Source organism: Streptomyces sp. NRRL F-5727 (genome assembly GCF_000719555.1).
Taxonomy (GTDB): domain Bacteria; phylum Actinomycetota; class Actinomycetes; order Streptomycetales; family Streptomycetaceae; genus Streptomyces.
In genome coordinates, this window is record NZ_JOGX01000037.1 from 12,348 (window position 1) to 28,559 (window position 16,212).

12 protein-coding genes are annotated in these 16,212 nt (G+C 72.5%); 3 read left to right on the forward strand and 9 right to left on the reverse strand.

Annotation, left to right across the window (positions count from 1 at the left end; genetic code table 11):
* Positions 1 to 70: 70 nt before the first annotated feature.
* Genes IF73_RS0123450 through IF73_RS0123460 form a run of 3 tightly spaced genes read right to left on the reverse strand, consistent with a single transcriptional unit; the run spans position 71 to position 3,614 of the window.
* The gene (locus tag IF73_RS0123450) at positions 71 to 2,431 is read right to left on the reverse strand and encodes an FtsX-like permease family protein (protein ID WP_031011304.1); all 2,361 of its coding nucleotides are present in this window, start codon (positions 2,429 to 2,431) and stop codon (positions 71 to 73) included.
* Positions 2,419 to 3,093, reverse strand: coding sequence for an ABC transporter ATP-binding protein (locus IF73_RS0123455; protein WP_031011306.1), 675 nt, complete (start codon positions 3,091 to 3,093; stop codon positions 2,419 to 2,421). The genes IF73_RS0123450 and IF73_RS0123455 overlap by 13 nt, the downstream gene beginning before the upstream one ends.
* On the reverse strand, positions 3,090 to 3,614 hold the full coding sequence (locus tag IF73_RS0123460; RefSeq protein WP_031011308.1) for a PadR family transcriptional regulator: 525 nt from the start codon (positions 3,612 to 3,614) through the stop codon (positions 3,090 to 3,092). Before IF73_RS0123460 ends, IF73_RS0123455 begins: the two co-directional genes overlap by 4 nt.
* A gap of 274 nt (positions 3,615 to 3,888) precedes the next feature.
* Between IF73_RS0123460 and IF73_RS0123465 the strand changes: the two genes are divergently transcribed.
* On the forward strand, positions 3,889 to 6,156 hold the full coding sequence (locus tag IF73_RS0123465; protein WP_051717193.1) for a transglycosylase domain-containing protein: 2,268 nt from the start codon (positions 3,889 to 3,891) through the stop codon (positions 6,154 to 6,156).
* Between the two features lie 76 nt (positions 6,157 to 6,232).
* On the opposite strand, the gene IF73_RS0123470 is transcribed toward IF73_RS0123465, so the two are convergent.
* From IF73_RS0123470 to IF73_RS0123480, 3 genes are all read right to left on the reverse strand, one after another.
* Positions 6,233 to 8,185, reverse strand: a complete 1,953-nt coding sequence (locus IF73_RS0123470) for an ATP-binding SpoIIE family protein phosphatase (RefSeq protein ID WP_031011314.1) — start codon at positions 8,183 to 8,185, stop codon at positions 6,233 to 6,235.
* A gap of 309 nt (positions 8,186 to 8,494) precedes the next feature.
* A complete protein-coding gene (locus tag IF73_RS0123475; protein WP_031011316.1) occupies positions 8,495 to 9,169 on the reverse strand; it encodes a DUF402 domain-containing protein in 675 nt (224 codons plus the stop codon).
* A 99-nt stretch (positions 9,170 to 9,268) separates the two neighbouring features.
* On the reverse strand, positions 9,269 to 10,681 hold the full coding sequence (locus tag IF73_RS0123480) for a class II fumarate hydratase (protein ID WP_031011318.1): 1,413 nt from the start codon (positions 10,679 to 10,681) through the stop codon (positions 9,269 to 9,271).
* Between the two features lie 104 nt (positions 10,682 to 10,785).
* Here IF73_RS0123480 and IF73_RS0123485 point away from each other — a divergent pair, with 104 nt between their 5' ends.
* Positions 10,786 to 12,315 (forward strand): ricin-type beta-trefoil lectin domain protein, encoded by a 1,530-nt coding sequence (locus IF73_RS0123485; protein ID WP_031011320.1) that lies wholly within the window; start codon positions 10,786 to 10,788, stop codon positions 12,313 to 12,315.
* A 60-nt stretch (positions 12,316 to 12,375) separates the two neighbouring features.
* Here the strand turns inward: IF73_RS0123485 and IF73_RS0123490 are convergent, their stop codons facing one another.
* Complete coding sequence (locus IF73_RS0123490; RefSeq protein WP_031011322.1) at positions 12,376 to 12,984, reverse strand: lipoprotein; 609 nt, start codon at positions 12,982 to 12,984, stop codon at positions 12,376 to 12,378.
* Between the two features lie 102 nt (positions 12,985 to 13,086).
* On the opposite strand from IF73_RS0123490, the gene IF73_RS0123495 reads away from it, so the two are divergent.
* Complete coding sequence (locus IF73_RS0123495; RefSeq protein ID WP_031011324.1) at positions 13,087 to 13,587, forward strand: dirigent protein; 501 nt, start codon at positions 13,087 to 13,089, stop codon at positions 13,585 to 13,587.
* 5 nt (positions 13,588 to 13,592) lie between these two features.
* Here the strand turns inward: IF73_RS0123495 and IF73_RS0123500 are convergent, their stop codons facing one another.
* Together IF73_RS0123500 and IF73_RS0123505 are read right to left on the reverse strand one after the other, a co-directional pair.
* Positions 13,593 to 14,219: an HAD family acid phosphatase gene (locus tag IF73_RS0123500; RefSeq protein WP_031011326.1), complete on the reverse strand. Its 627-nt coding sequence runs from the start codon at positions 14,217 to 14,219 to the stop codon at positions 13,593 to 13,595.
* A gap of 166 nt (positions 14,220 to 14,385) precedes the next feature.
* Entirely contained in the window at positions 14,386 to 16,059 is a 1,674-nt protein-coding gene (locus tag IF73_RS0123505) for a fumarate hydratase (RefSeq protein ID WP_031011335.1), read from the reverse strand.
* Between the last annotated feature and the right edge of the window lie 153 nt (positions 16,060 to 16,212).

The window sequence follows — 16,212 nt, forward strand, 5'->3', positions numbered from 1 at the left end:
GTGCGCGGGCTCCCGGCACCCCCCGATGCCGGGAACCCGCGCCCCGTCCCCCGTACATCCGCCCGACGGGTTACTCCGTGCGCAGCCCGTCCGCGCGCGTCAGCCGCCACAGCAGCGGCAGGCTCAGCAGCGTCACCGCCGCGATGAGTCCGGCGCCGACGCCGACGACCGGCAGGAAGACCGACCAGTCGTGGACCCGCTGCTCCGTCATCGCGAGCAGCACCGAGCCGAGGCCCAGACCGCCGGCCACCGCGAGGGCCAGGCCGACGGCGATCGGCACCGCCGTCTGCCACAGCACCGACCAGCACAGGGTGGTGCGGCGGGTGCCGAAGGCGACCAGCGAGGAGAGCAGCCGCCTGCGGTCCCGCAGCTGCTCCAGGGTGGTGACCAGCAGGGAGGCCGCCACCAGCAGCATCGTCAGGGTCGAGCCGACCAGGATGCCGGTACGGACGCTGAGGAAGCGGGCGCTCTGCTCGGTGTCGCTCAGCCCGCGGACGCCGGCGGTCGGGTCGATCGCCAGGGACGCGTTCCGCACCAGCTCCGGGGCGTCCGGGCGGGCCGGGTCGAGCCGGACCATCACCTCGGCCCGCGGGTACTCCAGGCGGGCCGCGTCGATCGCCTTCGGGGTGGCGAGCAGCCCGTAGTGGTTCAGGCCGGCCGGGTCGGGGCGTGCCGTCACGGTCCGGGTGTCGGCCGGGACCCGCCACAGCGGCATGGTGCCCTGGTGCTCCCCGGGGTCGCGGAGCGCGACCTCCGCCCCGGCGCGGGCCGTCTTCCCCAGCCACTCCGCGTCGGGGGCGTCGGTGGCGCCCGGCCTGGGCTTCACCACGAAGACGTCCCCGTCCGCGCAGGACGGCAGCACGGCGAACTCGCGGAGCGAGGCGCAGTCGCCGACGGCGATCGGGGTGAGCGGCGCGAAGTCCTCGCCGGGCTTCCGCGGGCCGGGCCGGAAGACGTGCGAGTCGATCGTGCCGATCGCGGCGGTGACGCCGTCGACGGCCGTCAGCCGGTCGATCGCCCGGCGGGCCTCGCCGCCGTCCCGGACGTCCAGGCTCGCCTGGAGGTGGGCCCTGGTGGTGTCGTGTCCGGTGGACGAGGTGAGGTCCCGCTCCATCGCCTGGAAGAGCATCTGGAGCGCGATCGCCCCGGCCGCCGCGACCACGATCCCGCTGACCGCGCGGGCGGCGGTGCCGCTGGACAGCTGGAGCCGGCGCACGGCGAGCTGCCAGGAGACCGGGCCGCCGCGCAGCCGCTGCACCGACGACTCGACCAGCCACGGCAGCAGGCCGGTCAGGCCGATCAGCACGAGGATCGTGCCGCCGCCGATGGTGACGGTGTCGATGCCGGTGTCCTGGATCCGGATCCCGCCGATCGTCGGGGCGAGCAGCGCGGCCCCGGCGGCGAGGATCAGCAGCCGCCACCACAGCCGGCGGCGGCGCGGCGTGGAGGTCCGCACCACGCCCAGCGGTTCGATCGCCACCCCGCGCAGGGCGAGGAGGGTCACCACGACGGAGGCGACCGGCACCACGGCCGGCACGAGGAGCGCCAGCACGGTGTGCGGGACGACGTCCGCCGGGAAGGCGTTGACGTCCCAGATCTCGACGGCCCCGGCGAACTGCCGGGCGACCAGGAAGAGTCCGGCGCCGAAGGCCAGGCCGAGCAGCGCGCCGGCCAGCGACTCGCCGGCCGCGACCCGCCGGGTGGTGGCGTTGTCCGCGCCGACGAGCCGGAGCGCGGCGAGCCGGCGGTCGCGCTGCTCGCCGCCGAAGCGGGCGGCGGTCGCGATGAAGACCAGGACGGGCAGCAGCAGCACCACGTACGCGATGACGACGAGGAGGAGCAGGAAGGCGTTCATCGGCTCCTCGGGCACCGACCAGCCGTAGCGCTCGGCGCGCCCGTCGTGGTTGTCGGTGGTGAGGAAGCCGGCGTGGGCCACGTACCGGAGTTCGTTCGGGCCGATCAGCCCGGCCTGTCCGATCGTGCCGACGGCCTTGTAGGGGAGCCGGTCCCGGAGCAGGGCGCCGCCGGGGGAGGCGAGGAGTTCGGCGAGGGCGGGGGAGACCAGCATCTCGCCCTCGGCGGGCACCCCCGTCGTGCCGGGCGGCGCGGGGGCCTTCGGGCCCTCGGGCCTGAGCAGCAGGCCGGTGAGCGCCTCACCCCGGAAGGAGGTGTGCTGCGTGTAGTGGAGGAAGGTGTCGGGGCGCGGGGCGGTGACCTCGTGCGAGGCGTCGGCGGCGCGGGCCGCCTCCCGGACCTCGCGCTGGAAGAGCATGTTCGGCAGCGAGGAGGCGAGCAGCAGCAGGGCCACCCCGAAGCCGACGCCGGCGGCGGTGAGCAGCGTGCGGAGCAGTCCGGAGCGGCCGCCGGTGACCGCGAAGCGGGCGCCGAGGGTCAGGTCGCGGCCCCAGCCGCCCGGGCTCACGCGGCCCACTCGGTGTCGCGGACGGAGCCGTCGCGGACCACGACCTCGCGGTCGGACCAGGCCGCGACGCGGGCCTCGTGGGTGACGAGGACGACGGCGGCGCCGGTGTCCCGGGAGGCGTCGGTGAGCAGCCGCATCACCCGCTCGCCGTTGAGGGAGTCGAGGGCGCCGGTCGGTTCGTCGGCGAAGATCACCCGCGGGGAGGTGACGAGGGCGCGGGCCACGGCGACCCGCTGGCCCTGGCCGCCGGATATCTCGCCGGGGCGCTTGCCCGCGGTGTCGTCGACCTCCAGCCGGGCGAGCCATTCGACGGCCCGGGCCTCGGCCGCCTTCCGCTTCTCCCCGTTCAGCCGGAGCGGCAGGGCCACGTTCTCCGCGCAGGTCAGCTCGGGGACGAGCTGGCCGAACTGGAAGACGAAGCCGAAGTCGGTACGGCGCAGGGCGCTGCGGGCGGTGTCGGAGAGGGCGGTGAGGTCGCGTCCGTCGTAGGTGAGGGTGCCGGCGTCGGGCCGGACGATGCCGGCGAGGCAGTGCAGCAGGGTGGACTTGCCGGAGCCGGAGGGGCCCATGACGGCGACGACCTCGCCGGCGCGCAGGGCGAAGTCGGCGCCGGACAGCGCCGCGGTGGGGCCGTACGCCTTGGTGAGGCCCTCGGCACGGAGGAGGGTCATCGGCGTACCTCCTCGGCGAGCCGGTCCAGGCGGGCGGCGGTCAGTTCCAGCCAGCGCAGGTCGGCCTCCAGATGGAAGAGGGCGTGGTCGCAGATGAGCTGGTCGGCGAGGTCGCCGTCCTTCTTGCGGCGGGTGAGCTCGCGCATCAGGCGCAGGTGCTCGGCGCGCTGGGTGTCGAGGAGTTCGGCGGCCCCGCGGCCGGTCATCAGGGCGAGGGCGACCTTGGTGTAGAGCGTGGACTGGAGGTACGGCTCCGGCTTCTCGGGGGTCGCGAGCCACCGGGCGACGTCGGTGACGCCGGCGTCGGTGATCGCGTACCGCTTGCGCTCGGGGCCGCCGCCGGGCTCGACGCCCTCGACGACGACGAGGCCGTTCTTCAGGAGGCGGGACATCGTCGAGTAGACCTGGCCGTAGTGGAGCGGCCGGTCGTGGCCGAACCGCTCGTCGAAGGCGCGCTTGAGGTCGTAGCCGTGGCGCGGGCCCGTTTCGAGGAGTCCGAGAAGGGTGTGACCGATGGACATGGCGGTCACTGTACACGGGGTGTATACGCGGGGTGTATAGCCAGGTGGAGGGGGCCGCGAGGGAGGGCGCACGAAAACGGAACCGGTCCTTCACGCAACCATCACGTCCGCCCGGACGTCGGTTCCCCTGGGGGTGGGTGCTGATTCTCACGTCCTGAAAAGGCGTGATCGGTTGCCCTATGTCCGCACTGTCGGTGTTAGCTTGCTGAGCTGATCCGGCGGGTTCGCCGGGCCAGGGGCGGCGGGACACACGACGAGCGGAGCGACACGACACATGGGCCGACCGGACAAGAAGGCGAAGAAACGGGGCATACGCCGCCTCTTCACCTGGAAGAAGGTCCTGGGCACCTTCCTCCTGCTCGGCCTGATCGGTGTCGGCGGCCTCTACACCGTCTACCTGCTGGTCCCCGTGCCCACGGCCAACGCCGAGGCGACCATGCAGAGCAACATCTACAAGTACGCCGACGGCACGATCCTCGCCCGCACCGGCGAGATCAACCGCGAGATCGTCGGCCTGGACAAGATCCCGCTCCCCGTCCAGCACGCCTTCGTCGCCGCCGAGAACAAGACCTTCTACAAGGACAACGGCGTCGACATCAAGGGCACCACCCGCGCCGCCTGGAACACCCTCACCGGCAAGGGCAAGCAGGGCGGCTCGACGATCACCCAGCAGTACGTCAAGAACTTCTACCTGAGCCAGGACCAGACGGCGACCCGCAAGCTCAAGGAGATGGTCATCGCCGTCAAGGTCGACGAGGAGATGACCAAGAACGAGATCCTCGCCGGCTACATCAACACCAGCTACTACGGCCGCTCCGCCTACGGCATCCAGGCCGCCGCCCGCTCGTACTACGGCACCGACGCGGCCAGGCTCACCACCGCCCAGGGCGCCTACCTCGCCTCGCTGCTCCAGGCCCCCAACCAGTACGACTGGACCTCCGCCAGCGCCACCGGCCGCAAGCTCGTCGAGGACCGCTGGAACTACGTCCTCGACAACATGGTCGAGATGGGCTGGCTGCCCGCCGCCGAGCGCGCCGGCCTGAAGTTCCCCGTCCCGCGCGAGCCCAGGCCGCTCCCCGGCATGGAGGGCCAGACCGGCTACATCGTCGAGGCCGCCAACCAGGAGCTGATGCGCCAGGGCGTCAGCGAGGAGGACATCAAGGCCGGCGGCTGGACCATCACGCTCAACATCGACCGGCAGAAGCAGAAGGACCTCGTCGCCGCCGTCGACAAGCAGCTCGAGGACAAGATCGACCGCAAGGGCGACAAGAAGGCCGCCACCGTGCAGGCCGGCGCCACCTCCGTCGACCCGAAGACCGGCGCGGTCGTCGCGATGTACGGCGGCGTCGGCGCCACCGAGCACTGGATGTCCAACGCCACCCGGCGCGACTACCAGCCCGCCTCCACCTTCAAGCCGATCGTCCTCGCCTCCGCCATCGACAACGGGGCCGAGACCCAGGACGGGCGCGAGATAGGGCTGCACACCGTCTACGACGGCACCAGCAAGCGCCCGGTCGTCGGCAGCGAGATCCCCTTCGCCCCGGAGAACGAGGACGACCGCTCGTACGGCCCCGTCACCGTCCAGAAGGCCACCAACAGCTCGATCAACTCGGTCTACGCCCAGATGATCGTCGACGTCGGCCCGGAGAAGACCAAGAAGACCGCCCTCGCCCTCGGCATGAAGGACGGCCAGGACTTCGGCGCCACCCCCGCCATGTCGCTCGGCACCATGGGCGCCTCCACCCTCGACATGGCCGGCGCCTACGCGACCCTCGACAACCACGGCAAGAAGGTCAACCCCGCGCTCGTGAAGAGCGCCCAGCACAGCGACCGCAAGGTCGACGTGGTCAAGCAGACCGGCGAGCAGGTCATCAGCCGCCGGGCCGCCGACACCGTCACCCAGGCCATGACCGGCGTCGTCACCAACGGCTCCGGCTTCCGCGCCGCCGGCGACTACCAGGCCGCCGGCAAGACCGGCACCTCCGAGAACAACCGCTCCGCCTGGTTCGTCGGCTACACCCCCGAACTGGTCACCGCCGTCGCCCTGTTCGGCGAGGACACCTCCGGCAAGATCGCCGAGCAGGTCACCCTCACCGACGCCATCAACCCGGGCCGCGCCAACGGCGGCCGCACCCCCGCCCTGATCTGGGGCGAGTACACCGAGCGCGCCCTCGACGGGGGCTCCGACGCGCGGTTCGAGCTGGAGACCGAGGAGAACACCGGCGGCTACGGCGAGCCGAGCTGGACGACCGGGCCGGTCGAGACCGAGGAGCCCACCGAGGAGCCGACGGAGGAGCCGACGACCGCGCCGGCCACCACCGCCACCACGCCGCCGGCCCCGACCACCACGACGGCCACGCCCCCGCCCACGCCCACCGGGAATCCCACCACCACCCCGCCGCCGACCCGGGAACCCACGCGGGAACCCACGAACACGGCGACGGTCCAGCCGCCCGACACCGGACTCACCGGCGGTGGCGGCGGAGGCGGCGACGACGAGGGCGGCAGCACGCCCGGCCTCTCCACCCAGCAGCCCCGCTGACCCTCCCGCCGTACGTGACGAAGGCCGGCCCCCTCACCAGGGGCCGGCCTTCGTCACGTACGGGAGCGGCGGGGAATCAGACGCGGGTCGCCAGCTCGAACCAGACGACCTTGCCGCCGGACAGCCGGGTCGCCCCCCACCGCCGCGCCAGCCGGTTCACGAGGAACAGACCGCGTCCGCCCTCGTCCGTCTCGCGCGCCCGCCGCTGCCGGGGCAGCTGCGGGGAGTCGTCGCCGACCTCGCAGCGCAGCACGTCCGTCTTGAGCAGCCGCAGGGTCACCGGCCGTTCCGCGTACCGCACCGCGTTGGTCACCACCTCGCTGATCAGCAGCTCGACGGAGTCCGTCAGCTCCTCCAGGTCCCAGCGGGCCAGCGCCCGGCGGGCCAGCCGGCGGGCCCGGCCCGGGGCCGCGTCCTCCGGCTCCAGGAACCAGTACGCCACGTCGCTCGGCGCGATCCCGTCGAACCGGGCCGCGAGCAGCGCGATGTCGTCGTCCCGGTCGCCCGGGCCCAGCATGTCGAGGACGTCGTCGCAGAGCGCCTCCAGCGGCGGCGCGTGGTCCCGCCCGGTCAGCTGGGCCGCCGCCGCGAGCCGCTCCCGCAGCTGCTCGATCCCGGTCCACACGTCCCGCAGCCGGGACTCCACCAGACCGTCCGTGTACAGCAGCAGCGTCGCGCCCGCCGGGGCGTCCAGCTCGACCGACTCGAAGTCCACGCCGCCGACCCCGATCGGGGCGCCCGCGGGCACCCGCAGCACCTCGGCGCGGCCGTCCAGGTGGAGCAGTATCGGCGGCGGATGCCCGGCGTTGGCGACCGTGATCCGGTGCGAGACCGGGTCGTAGACCGCGTACATGCAGGTCGCCATCCGGTTCTCGCCGAGCCGCTGGGCCTGCTCGTCGAGGTGGTGCAGCACCTCCTGCGGCGGCAGGTCGAGCCCGGCCAGGGTCTGCGCGGTGGTGCGCAGCTGGCCCATGATCGCGGCCGAGGTCATCGAGTGGCCCATCACGTCGCCGACGACCAGCGCGACCCGGCTGCCGGGCAGCGGGATCGCGTCGTACCAGTCGCCGCCGACCCGGGCGGTCTCGGCCGCCGGGAGGTAGCGGGAGGCGAGCTTGACGCCGGTCGGCTGGGGCAGCGAGTCCGGCAGCATCGTGCGCTGGAGCTCGTCCGCGATGTACGCCTCGCGGCCGTACAGCACCGCCTTGTCGATGCCGAGCGCGGTGTGGGTGGCCAGCTGGGCGCCGACGAGCAGGTCGTCCGGCTCGAAGGCCGGCTGCTCGGGGCGGCGCAGCAGCACGGCGGCGCCGATCACCCGCCGGCGGCCGCGCAGCGGCGCCAGTATCGCCCGCAGACCGCGGGGGAGCGGATGGTCCGGGCCGAGGAGCTCGCCGAGGGCTGCCCGGGCGGCGGCGGAGTCGCCGAAGACCGGCCGGACCCCGCGGAGCACCTCGGAGAGGGCGCTGCCGGAGCGCACCTCGCACAGTTCGGCGGCCGGGGTCGGGTCGGGATCGGGTACGAGGACGAGCTCGTCGCCCTCCAGGTCGGGTGTTAACCGCAGCCGGTCGGTGCGGCGCAGCCGCAGCACGAAGGGTGCCACGGGCCGCTCGTCGCCCACCGGCAGCGGGTCGCGGAGGTAGACCAGGATCTCGTCGGAGAAGGCCGGCACGGTCGCGCGGCACAGTCCGAGGACGATCTCGTCCAGGTCGAGGCCGCGGGCGATCCGCCGGGTCGCGGCGCCGACGAAGCGCAGCCGGTCGCCCTCGCGCCGGCCGGCCGGGGCCGCGCCGGGGGAGACGGCGACGGCGACCGCGGGCGCGGCGGGGCCGGGCGGCTGGCTCGGCTGGGCCGGGGGCGCCGGCTGTCCCGGGGTCTCGGGGACCTGCGGGGTCTGCGGGACCTGCGCCGAGGGCTGTGCGGGGATGTCGGAGGGCAGGCCGGCGGGCGCGGCCTCCTGGCGGGGCCGCGCCTGTTCCTGCGGCCGGTCGGCCAGGGGCTGCCGGCCTTCGTGGGAGGTGGGATGCTCCGTCACGCGTGGGATTCCGTCCGTCCGGGCCGGTGGTGCGATGCACTCGCTCTTCTCGCCGATGCCGCGGGTTCGCCGGGGATAAACCCCCCGGAGGCGGTGTTCGCGGTGGACGCGGACGATCCGCGGACGACGGCAGGGGCGGGGGGCGCGCCACCCGGGCACAGCTCCGGCACTGCTCTCCCCCTCATCGATGACGTGCGGTGACGTGTGGTCAGTTGCTGTGCTGCGTTCGGTCGGTGACGTCGTGTTCGCCCGGTGTCGGCCGTGCGGAGGACGATCCTACGTTTGAACCCCGGGGGCGCATCAAGGGTCTCATGGCGCCGTGTGCGCCGGAGTGCGATCCCAGTCCACCGGCAGGGCCGGAACGGTCCAGGCGGGATCGGGCCGCCACTCCTCCCAGCCGTCCCGGAAGGGGGCGCCCCAGCTCTCGACGAGCGCCACGGCGGCCGCCCCCGCGGCCCGTACCCGCGCGGCCCGGTCCGGGCTCATCAGCCCGGCCCGCTGGGCCTCGTCGAACTCGTCCTCGTCCCGCCAGAGCCAGCTGCGGTCGGGGTAGACGGAGATGTCGAGGAAGTGGTCCTCGGAGTCGACGCCGCCGGCCCAGCGGCGGCGCGGCTCCTCCAGGTTCACGTACCAGCTGCGGAAGCGCCAGCCGCGCTCCCAGAACAGCCAGACCGACCACGGGTCGCCGGGGCGGGCGAGCTTGAGCACGCCGCTGCCGGCCCAGCGGGCGCGCTCGGTGGTGCGGGGCGCGGTGTAGCGGGTGGCGAGCGGCTCGTCGTGCACGGAGGTGCCGTCGGCGAGCACCGGCCGGACGCACTCGGTGCCGGGCGCCATCCACACGGCGAGCAGGTCGGGGGTGTCGCGGACGACGGTCACCGGCCGGCAGATGTGCACCTCGTCGGTGCCGATGCCGCGGTAGCGCCAGAGGATGTGCTCCCCCGGCGCCCAGTGCTGGATGTCGCCCGATCCGTCCGCTCCTGTCATGCGCAGATCTTAGGGGCGCGCTCCCACCCGCGCTGCGGTACGCGTCACGCTTGAGTCACGTGGGGGACGGCCGGGCTTCACACCGGGGTCGCCCCGCCGTCACGGCCGGGTCATGCGCAGCACGTCGAGGGCCTCGTCGAGCTGTTCGAGCGTGAGGTCGCCGCGCTCGACGTAGCCGGACTCCAGGACGACCTCGCGGATGGTCTTCCGCTCGGCGAGGGAGCGCTTGGCGACCTTGGCGGCCTCCTCGTAGCCGATGTACTTGTTCAGCGGGGTGACGACGGAAGGGGAGGACTCGGCGTACTCGCGGGCGCGCTCCGCGTTGGCGGTGATCCCGTCGACCGTGCGGTCGGCGAGGAGCCGGGAGGCGTTGGCCAGGAGTCGTACGGACTCCAGCAGGTTCTTGGCCATCACCGGGAGCATCACGTTGAGCTCGAAGTTCCCGGCCGCGCCGGCCACCGCGACGGTGGTGTCGTTGCCGGTGACCTGGGCGGCGACCATGAGGACCGCCTCGGGGATCACCGGGTTGACCTTGCCGGGCATGATCGAGGAGCCGGGCTGGAGGTCGGGGAGGTTGATCTCGGCCAGTCCGGTGCGCGGTCCGCTGGCCATCCAGCGCAGATCGTTGGCGATCTTGGTGAGGGAGACGGCGACGGTCCTGAGCTGGCCGGAGGTCTCCACCAGCCCGTCCCGGGCGCCCTGGGCCTCGAAGTGGTCGCGGGCCTCGGTGAAGGGCAGCCCGGTGGCGCGGGCGAGCTCGGCGATGACGGCGGCCGAGAAGCCGGGCGGCGTGTTGATGCCGGTGCCCACCGCGGTGCCGCCGAGGGGGAGTTCGGCGAGCCGGGGAAGGGAGGCCCGGAGCCGTTCGATCCCGTACCTGACCTGGGCCGCGTAGCCGCCGAACTCCTGGCCCAGGGTGACCGGGGTGGCGTCCATCAGATGCGTACGGCCGGACTTCACGACCGTCGCGAATTCGGCCGATTTTCGCTCCAGGGCGGTGGCCAGGTGGTCGAGGGCCGGGATCAGGTCGCGGGTGACGGCGGCGGTGGCGGCGATGTGGATGGAGGACGGGAAGACGTCGTTGGACGACTGCGAGGCGTTGACGTGGTCGTTGGGGTGGACGGCCCGGTCGGCCGGGAGCCGCTCGCCGGCCAGGGTGGCCAGCACCTCGTTGGTGTTCATGTTCGAGGAGGTGCCGGAGCCGGTCTGGAAGACGTCGACCGGGAAGTGGTCGTCCCAGCGGCCCTCCGCGACCTCCTCCGCGGCGGCGGCGATCGCCTCCGCCCTGTCCCGGTCGATCACGCCGAGCTCGGCGTTCACGGTGGCGGCGGCGGCCTTGATCCGGGCCAGCGCCTCGATGTGGGCGCGCTCCAGGCGCTGCCCGGAGACGGGGAAGTTCTCCACGGCCCGCTGGGTCTGGGCCCGCCACTTGGCGTGGGCGGGGACCCGCACCTCGCCCATCGAGTCGTGCTCGACGCGGTAGCCCTCGTCGTTCCTCATGTCCTCGGTCATCACTCAACCTCCATAAAAAGATGAGCACTTGTCTTGTTCGATGTATTCCCAAGGCGTGTACCGGCCAGTAAAAACCGTGGGTAACCCCACTTCCAGGAGGCGCAATGACGCGCACCAGGTACAGACTCCGGTGGCCCATCGCCGCCGTCGCCGCGGCGGCCGCCGCACTCGGCTCCCTGACCGCCGCCGCCCCCGCCGGAGCGGCCGACACCGGTACGAGGGCCGCCGTCGCCTCCGTACCCCTGCCGCCCGAACTGGAGGCGATCCGGGCCGCCGAGGCCACGAAGATCTACGGCAGCCCCGAGGAACGCCCCCTCGACCAGCGCAAGACCGGTCTGATCTCGCTCGGCGACAGCGAGATCTCCGGCGAGGGCGTCGGCAGCTACGAGCCTCCCACCAACGGTCCCACCAACTGGTGCCACCGCTCGCCCGACGCCGCCATCCACCGCACCGGGATCGCCGCCGACCTCACCTTCAACGTCTCCTGCTCCGGCGCCTACACCGGCAACATCCGGATCGGCGGCAGCAAGCAGTACGCGGACGAGCTGGTCCAGAGCGACAACCTCGCCGTCAAGGCCCGCAACACCCGCATCAAGATGGTGCTGCTCGTCGCCGGCGCCAACGACGACCTCCAGTTCGGCCCCGTCATGACCGACTGCGTCACCCGGTACGTGCTCAGCCAGGGCACCTGCGAGCCCAAGTACGCCCCCGGCTGGCAGGCCCGCGTCGACGCCCTCGTCCCCAAGGTCGAGCAGACCGTGCGCGACCTGAGGACCGTCATGCGGGACGCCGGGTACGCCGACGGCGACTACAAGCTCGTCGTCATGGGCTACCCCAGCCCCATCGGCCCCGACTTCTACGACAACCCGAACTTCCCGGGCAAGCTGAGCTGCGGCGGCATGGGCTACGACTCCGACACCAAGTGGGGCCGGAACGTCGCCGTCCCGGCCTTCGAACGCGGCATGCGCAAGGTCGCCGCCTCCACCGGCGCCGTCTACCTCGACAACTCGCGCCTCTTCCACGGCCACGAGGTCTGCATGGAGGACACCTGGGCCCGGGGCCTGTACATCGACCTCTCCAAGCCCGGCGGCATCGACGAGAACTCCACCCGCCAGTCCTTCCACCCCAACAAGAGCGGCCACGCCGCCTTCGCCTCCTGCCTGACCCAGCTCTACGGCTCGGGCCTGCGCGAGGCGAGCTGCGCCGACGTGAACTCCTCCGGCACCCCGACCCTCTTCCCGCTCGCCTGGGACGACGTCTACAAGCCGCTGCGGAACGAGGCGACCGGCAACTGCCTCGACGTGAACGCCTCCGAGTCCGCCAACGGCACCGCCGTCCTCGGCTGGGACTGCCACGGCGGCCGCAACCAGGGCTGGTGGTACGACTCCGCCCGCCGGACCGTCCACACCGAACTCACCCAGGACCGCTGCCTGGACGTGCCCGGCGCCGCCTACCAGGCCGGCAAGGCGCTCATCGTCTGGAACTGCTCCGGCGCCGCCAACCAGAAGTTCGTCCGCGACGGGGCCACCATCCGGCCCGCCGCCGCGACCGGCCTCTGCCTGACGCAGGGGGCGGCGAAGGAGCCGGTCCGGCTCCAGACCTGCAACGGCTCCGCGAACCAGAAGTTCGCCTAGCCCGCGGGCGGCAGGACGCCGTGGCCCCCCGTCCGGTGCGGACGGGGGGCCACGGCCCCGTCACGAGAGCCTGAGGCTCGACTTCGCCAGCTCGTACGCCGGGAGCATCGCGCGGTGCTCCTCCGTGTCCAGACCGCCGAGGTGGAGGATGACCGCGCCCTGCGGGGTGGCGACCGCGAAGGCCCGCTCCTCCTTGCTCTCGCCCAGCACCTCGTTGTGGAAGGTGTACGTGACCTCCACCGCCGGCAGTCCGCCGGCCCGGGTGTCCCGGTAGACCACGTCCGAGGTCTTCTTCGCGGCCCGCACGAAGCCTTCGAGGGCCGGACGGGCCGGACCCTTCGCGGTCCAGACCCGGATGAAGCCGATGTTCCCGGCGCGCTTGGCGTCGACCTCGCAGCGCACGATCGCCGGGCCCTGGCGGGTGAGCGCGGCGAACTCCGGGTCCTCGGGGTCGTCGATCGCGTCCGGCCGCCAGTCCTCCGCGAGCGAGAAGGAGACGGGCAGGACGCAGGCGGTGCCCGGGCCCCCGAGGGTCTTCGGGGCCTTCGGGGCCGGTGACGCCGCCGTGGGCGCGGCGGCCGGCGCCGCCGGCTCCGGGGTCGTACCGCAGGCGGTCAGCAGGGCGGCCGCGAGCAGGGCGGTACGGAGAAGGGGGGCTCTGGCTGGCATGGCCCCATCATCCCCGACGGCGTGCGTCACCCGGACGGCGGCAGCACAATGTGAGGACGGCCCGCAGGGGGGAGGTTCCCCACCCCGCCAGGGAGGCAGCCCATGACCGGAAGCTTCAGGAGGATCGGCGCCCTCGGCGCCGCGACCGTGGCAGCCGTCGCCTTCGCGTCCGCCGCACCGGTGGCCGCCGCACCCGCGGTGGACGGGTTCGAGTTCACCCTGTACGCGAAAGAGGTCCCGACCGACGAGAGCGGCGAGGACACCGGCCGGGCGCCCGAGCCCGGCGACTCCTTCGCCTTCGCCGACGACCTCTCCCGCACCAAGGGCGGCGAGTCGGTCGGCCGGGATGGCGTCACGTGCACCGTGGTGCGCGCCGGAAGCCCGGCCGACCTGCTCTGCGTCGGCACCTTCGTCCTGAACGGCGGCCCGGGCGGCCAGCTCACCGGGCAGAACCTGATCTCCTTCGACCCCTCGAACGAGGCCCCGGCCGCGTTCGACATCGCGGTCACCGGCGGCACCGGCGACTTCCGGGACGCCCGTGGCTACATCCGCTCCACCCCCGACGGGGACTACGCGAGGCTGGAGTTCCACATCACCCGGTAGCTCCGCTACGAGAGCTTGCCGTAGTCCGGCAGCTTGAAGGCGCGCTCGGCGTGACCGCCGACGATGTCGGTCGTGTTGTTCCCGATGTTCGCGATGATCGTGTAGCCCTTGGCCTCGATCTCGGCGCGCTTCTCCGTCTTGTACGCGCTGACCTCGGCGAACAGGTCGGGCAGCGAGCGCACGTACAGCCCGTCCACCGGGTAGCCGACCTGCTTCAGGTTCCACTCGGTGAGGGAGTGGATGATCCCGGGGCGGGCCGTCACGAAGAAGATCTTCACCCCGCGCGCGTGCGCGTCCCGGACCAGCGAACGGATCTCCGGGATGGCCGGCGTCGGCAGCTCCCAGAACGGGTGGAAGTCCGTCTCCAGGGAGCTGTTGTCGATGTCGAGGACGATCGCCTGCCGCTCGGTGCCGGCGTTCCCGGAGCGCGCCTCGATGTAGGGCCGCGCCTCGGCGACGACGGCGGCGACGTCCCGGCGCCAGGTCGTGTAGTCCACCCCCTCGATCGCCGCGGCGGAGGTGTGGTGGCTGTCCGGATCCGCCGCGGAGGCGGCGGGCGCGGGCCCGACGACGAGGAGGGACGTCAGGCCGAGGAGGCCGGTGGTGATGGCCGCGGACTTGGCAGAGGGCATGGGGGGCTCCCGAGTGGTCGACCGTCTCAGTGGTTGACATGCTCGCGCCCCATACTGACCAGTAAGTGTCCAGCTGGCTACCGGTCGGTAGCGACTTTTCGTAGCGGAGACGACACCGCCCCCCGGTCCACGGGGGACCGGAGGGCGGACGACGTGCTACCGGAGGTTACGAGAGCTGGGAGCCCTGGCGCACCGGAATGTGGGTGAACGTCGGCTCGGGCGCCGGGTTCTGGAAGAAGTCGTTGCCCTTGTCGTCGACGACGACGAAGGCGGGGAAGTCCTCGACCTCGATCTTCCAGACGGCCTCCATGCCGTCCTCCTCGTTGTCCAGGACCTCGATCTTCTTGATGCAGTCCTGGGCGAGGCGGGCGGCGGGGCCGCCGATGGAGCCGAGGTAGAAACCGCCGTGCGTGCCGCACGCGTCGGTGACCTGCTGCGAGCGGTTGCCCTTGGCGAGCATCACCATCGAGCCGCCGGCCGCCTGGAACTGCTCCACGTAGCTGTCCATCCGGCCCGCCGTGGTCGGGCCGAAGGAGCCGGAGGCGTACCCCTCGGGGGTCTTCGCCGGGCCCGCGTAGTAGACCGGGTGGTCCTTCATGTACTGCGGCATCTCCTCGCCGGCGTCGAGCCGCGCCTTGATCTTGGCGTGCGCGATGTCGCGCGCCACGACCAGCGGGCCGGTGAGGGAGAGGCGGGTCTTGACCGGGTACTTGGTCAGCTCGGCCAGGACCTGCTCCATCGGCTGGTTCAGGTCGATCTTCACCACGTCGCCGTCGGCGTCGAGGTGCTCGTCCGTGGTCTCCGGCAGGAAGCGCGCCGGGTCGGTCTCCAGCTGCTCCAGGAAGACGCCCTCGGCGGTGATCTTCGCGACGGCCTGGCGGTCGGCCGAGCAGGAGACGGCGATCGCGACGGGCAGCGAGGCGCCGTGGCGGGGGAGGCGGACCACGCGCACGTCGTGGCAGAAGTACTTGCCGCCGAACTGCGCGCCGATGCCGATCTTCTGCGTCAGCTCGAAGACCTTCTCCTCCAGCTCCTTGTCCCGGAAGCCGTGGCCGGTGGCGGCGTCGCCCTGGGTGGGCAGCTCGTCCAGGTAGTGCGCGGAGGCGTACTTCGCGGTCTTCAGCGCGAACTCGGCCGAGGTGCCGCCGACCACGATCGCCAGGTGGTACGGCGGGCAGGCCGCCGTGCCGAGCGAACGGATCTTCTCCTCCAGGAACTTCATCATGGACGCCTCGTTGAGGACGGCCTTCGTCTCCTGGTAGAGGAAGGACTTGTTGGCCGAGCCGCCGCCCTTGGCCATGAAGAGGAACTTGTACGCGCCGCCGTCGGTCGCGTACAGCTCGATCTGCGCGGGCAGGTTCGAGCCGGTGTTCTTCTCCTCCCACATGGTCACCGGGGCCATCTGCGAGTAGCGCAGGTTCAGCTTGGTGTACGCGTCGTAGACGCCCTTCGACAGGGCCTCCTCGTCGCGGCCGGAGGTCAGCACGTTCTGGCCGCGCTTGCCCATCACGATCGCGGTGCCGGTGTCCTGGCACATGGGGAGCACGCCGGCGGCGGCGATGTTCGCGTTCTTGAGCAGGTCGAGCGCGACGAACTTGTCGTTGCCCGACGCCTCCGGGTCGTCGATGATCTTCCGCAGCTGGGCCAGGTGGGCCGGGCGCAGGTAGTGCTGGATGTCGTGGATCGCCTCGGCGGCCAGCTTGCGCAGCGCCTCCGGCTCGACCTTGAGGAACGTACGGCCGTCGGCCTCGAAGGTGGAGACGCCCTCGGCGGTCACCAGGCGGTAGGGCGTGGTGTCCTCTCCCAGGGGGAGCAGATCGGAGTACGCAAACTCTGGCATGACGGCAGCCATTCCTCACTCGGCAGACAGCAGCGCGCCGCCTCCGTTGGCGGGCGCGCCCTCCAGCGTAGAACGCGGGCGCGGGGCCGATCCTGTGAGGTAAGGCTCACCGGGGGCTCGGACCGCGCCGATGTGGAGTGTTCCGTCGCGGGC

What these genes read in the sequence shown, in the direction of transcription:
- IF73_RS0123455 (WP_031011306.1), bottom strand. Translation starts at nt 3,093, where the DNA reads ATGACCCTCCTCCGTGCCGAGGGCCTCACCAAGGCGTACGGCCCCACC.
- IF73_RS0123460 (WP_031011308.1), bottom strand. Translation starts at nt 3,614, where the DNA reads ATGTCCATCGGTCACACCCTTCTCGGACTCCTCGAAACGGGCCCGCGC.
- IF73_RS0123465 (WP_051717193.1), top strand. Translation starts at nt 3,889, where the DNA reads ATGGGCCGACCGGACAAGAAGGCGAAGAAACGGGGCATACGCCGCCTC.
- IF73_RS0123475 (WP_031011316.1), bottom strand. Translation starts at nt 9,169, where the DNA reads ATGACAGGAGCGGACGGATCGGGCGACATCCAGCACTGGGCGCCGGGG.
- IF73_RS0123480 (WP_031011318.1), bottom strand. Translation starts at nt 10,681, where the DNA reads ATGACCGAGGACATGAGGAACGACGAGGGCTACCGCGTCGAGCACGAC.
- IF73_RS0123485 (WP_031011320.1), top strand. Translation starts at nt 10,786, where the DNA reads ATGACGCGCACCAGGTACAGACTCCGGTGGCCCATCGCCGCCGTCGCC.
- IF73_RS0123490 (WP_031011322.1), bottom strand. Translation starts at nt 12,984, where the DNA reads ATGCCAGCCAGAGCCCCCCTTCTCCGTACCGCCCTGCTCGCGGCCGCC.
- IF73_RS0123495 (WP_031011324.1), top strand. Translation starts at nt 13,087, where the DNA reads ATGACCGGAAGCTTCAGGAGGATCGGCGCCCTCGGCGCCGCGACCGTG.
- IF73_RS0123500 (WP_031011326.1), bottom strand. Translation starts at nt 14,219, where the DNA reads ATGCCCTCTGCCAAGTCCGCGGCCATCACCACCGGCCTCCTCGGCCTG.
- IF73_RS0123505 (WP_031011335.1), bottom strand. Translation starts at nt 16,059, where the DNA reads ATGCCAGAGTTTGCGTACTCCGATCTGCTCCCCCTGGGAGAGGACACC.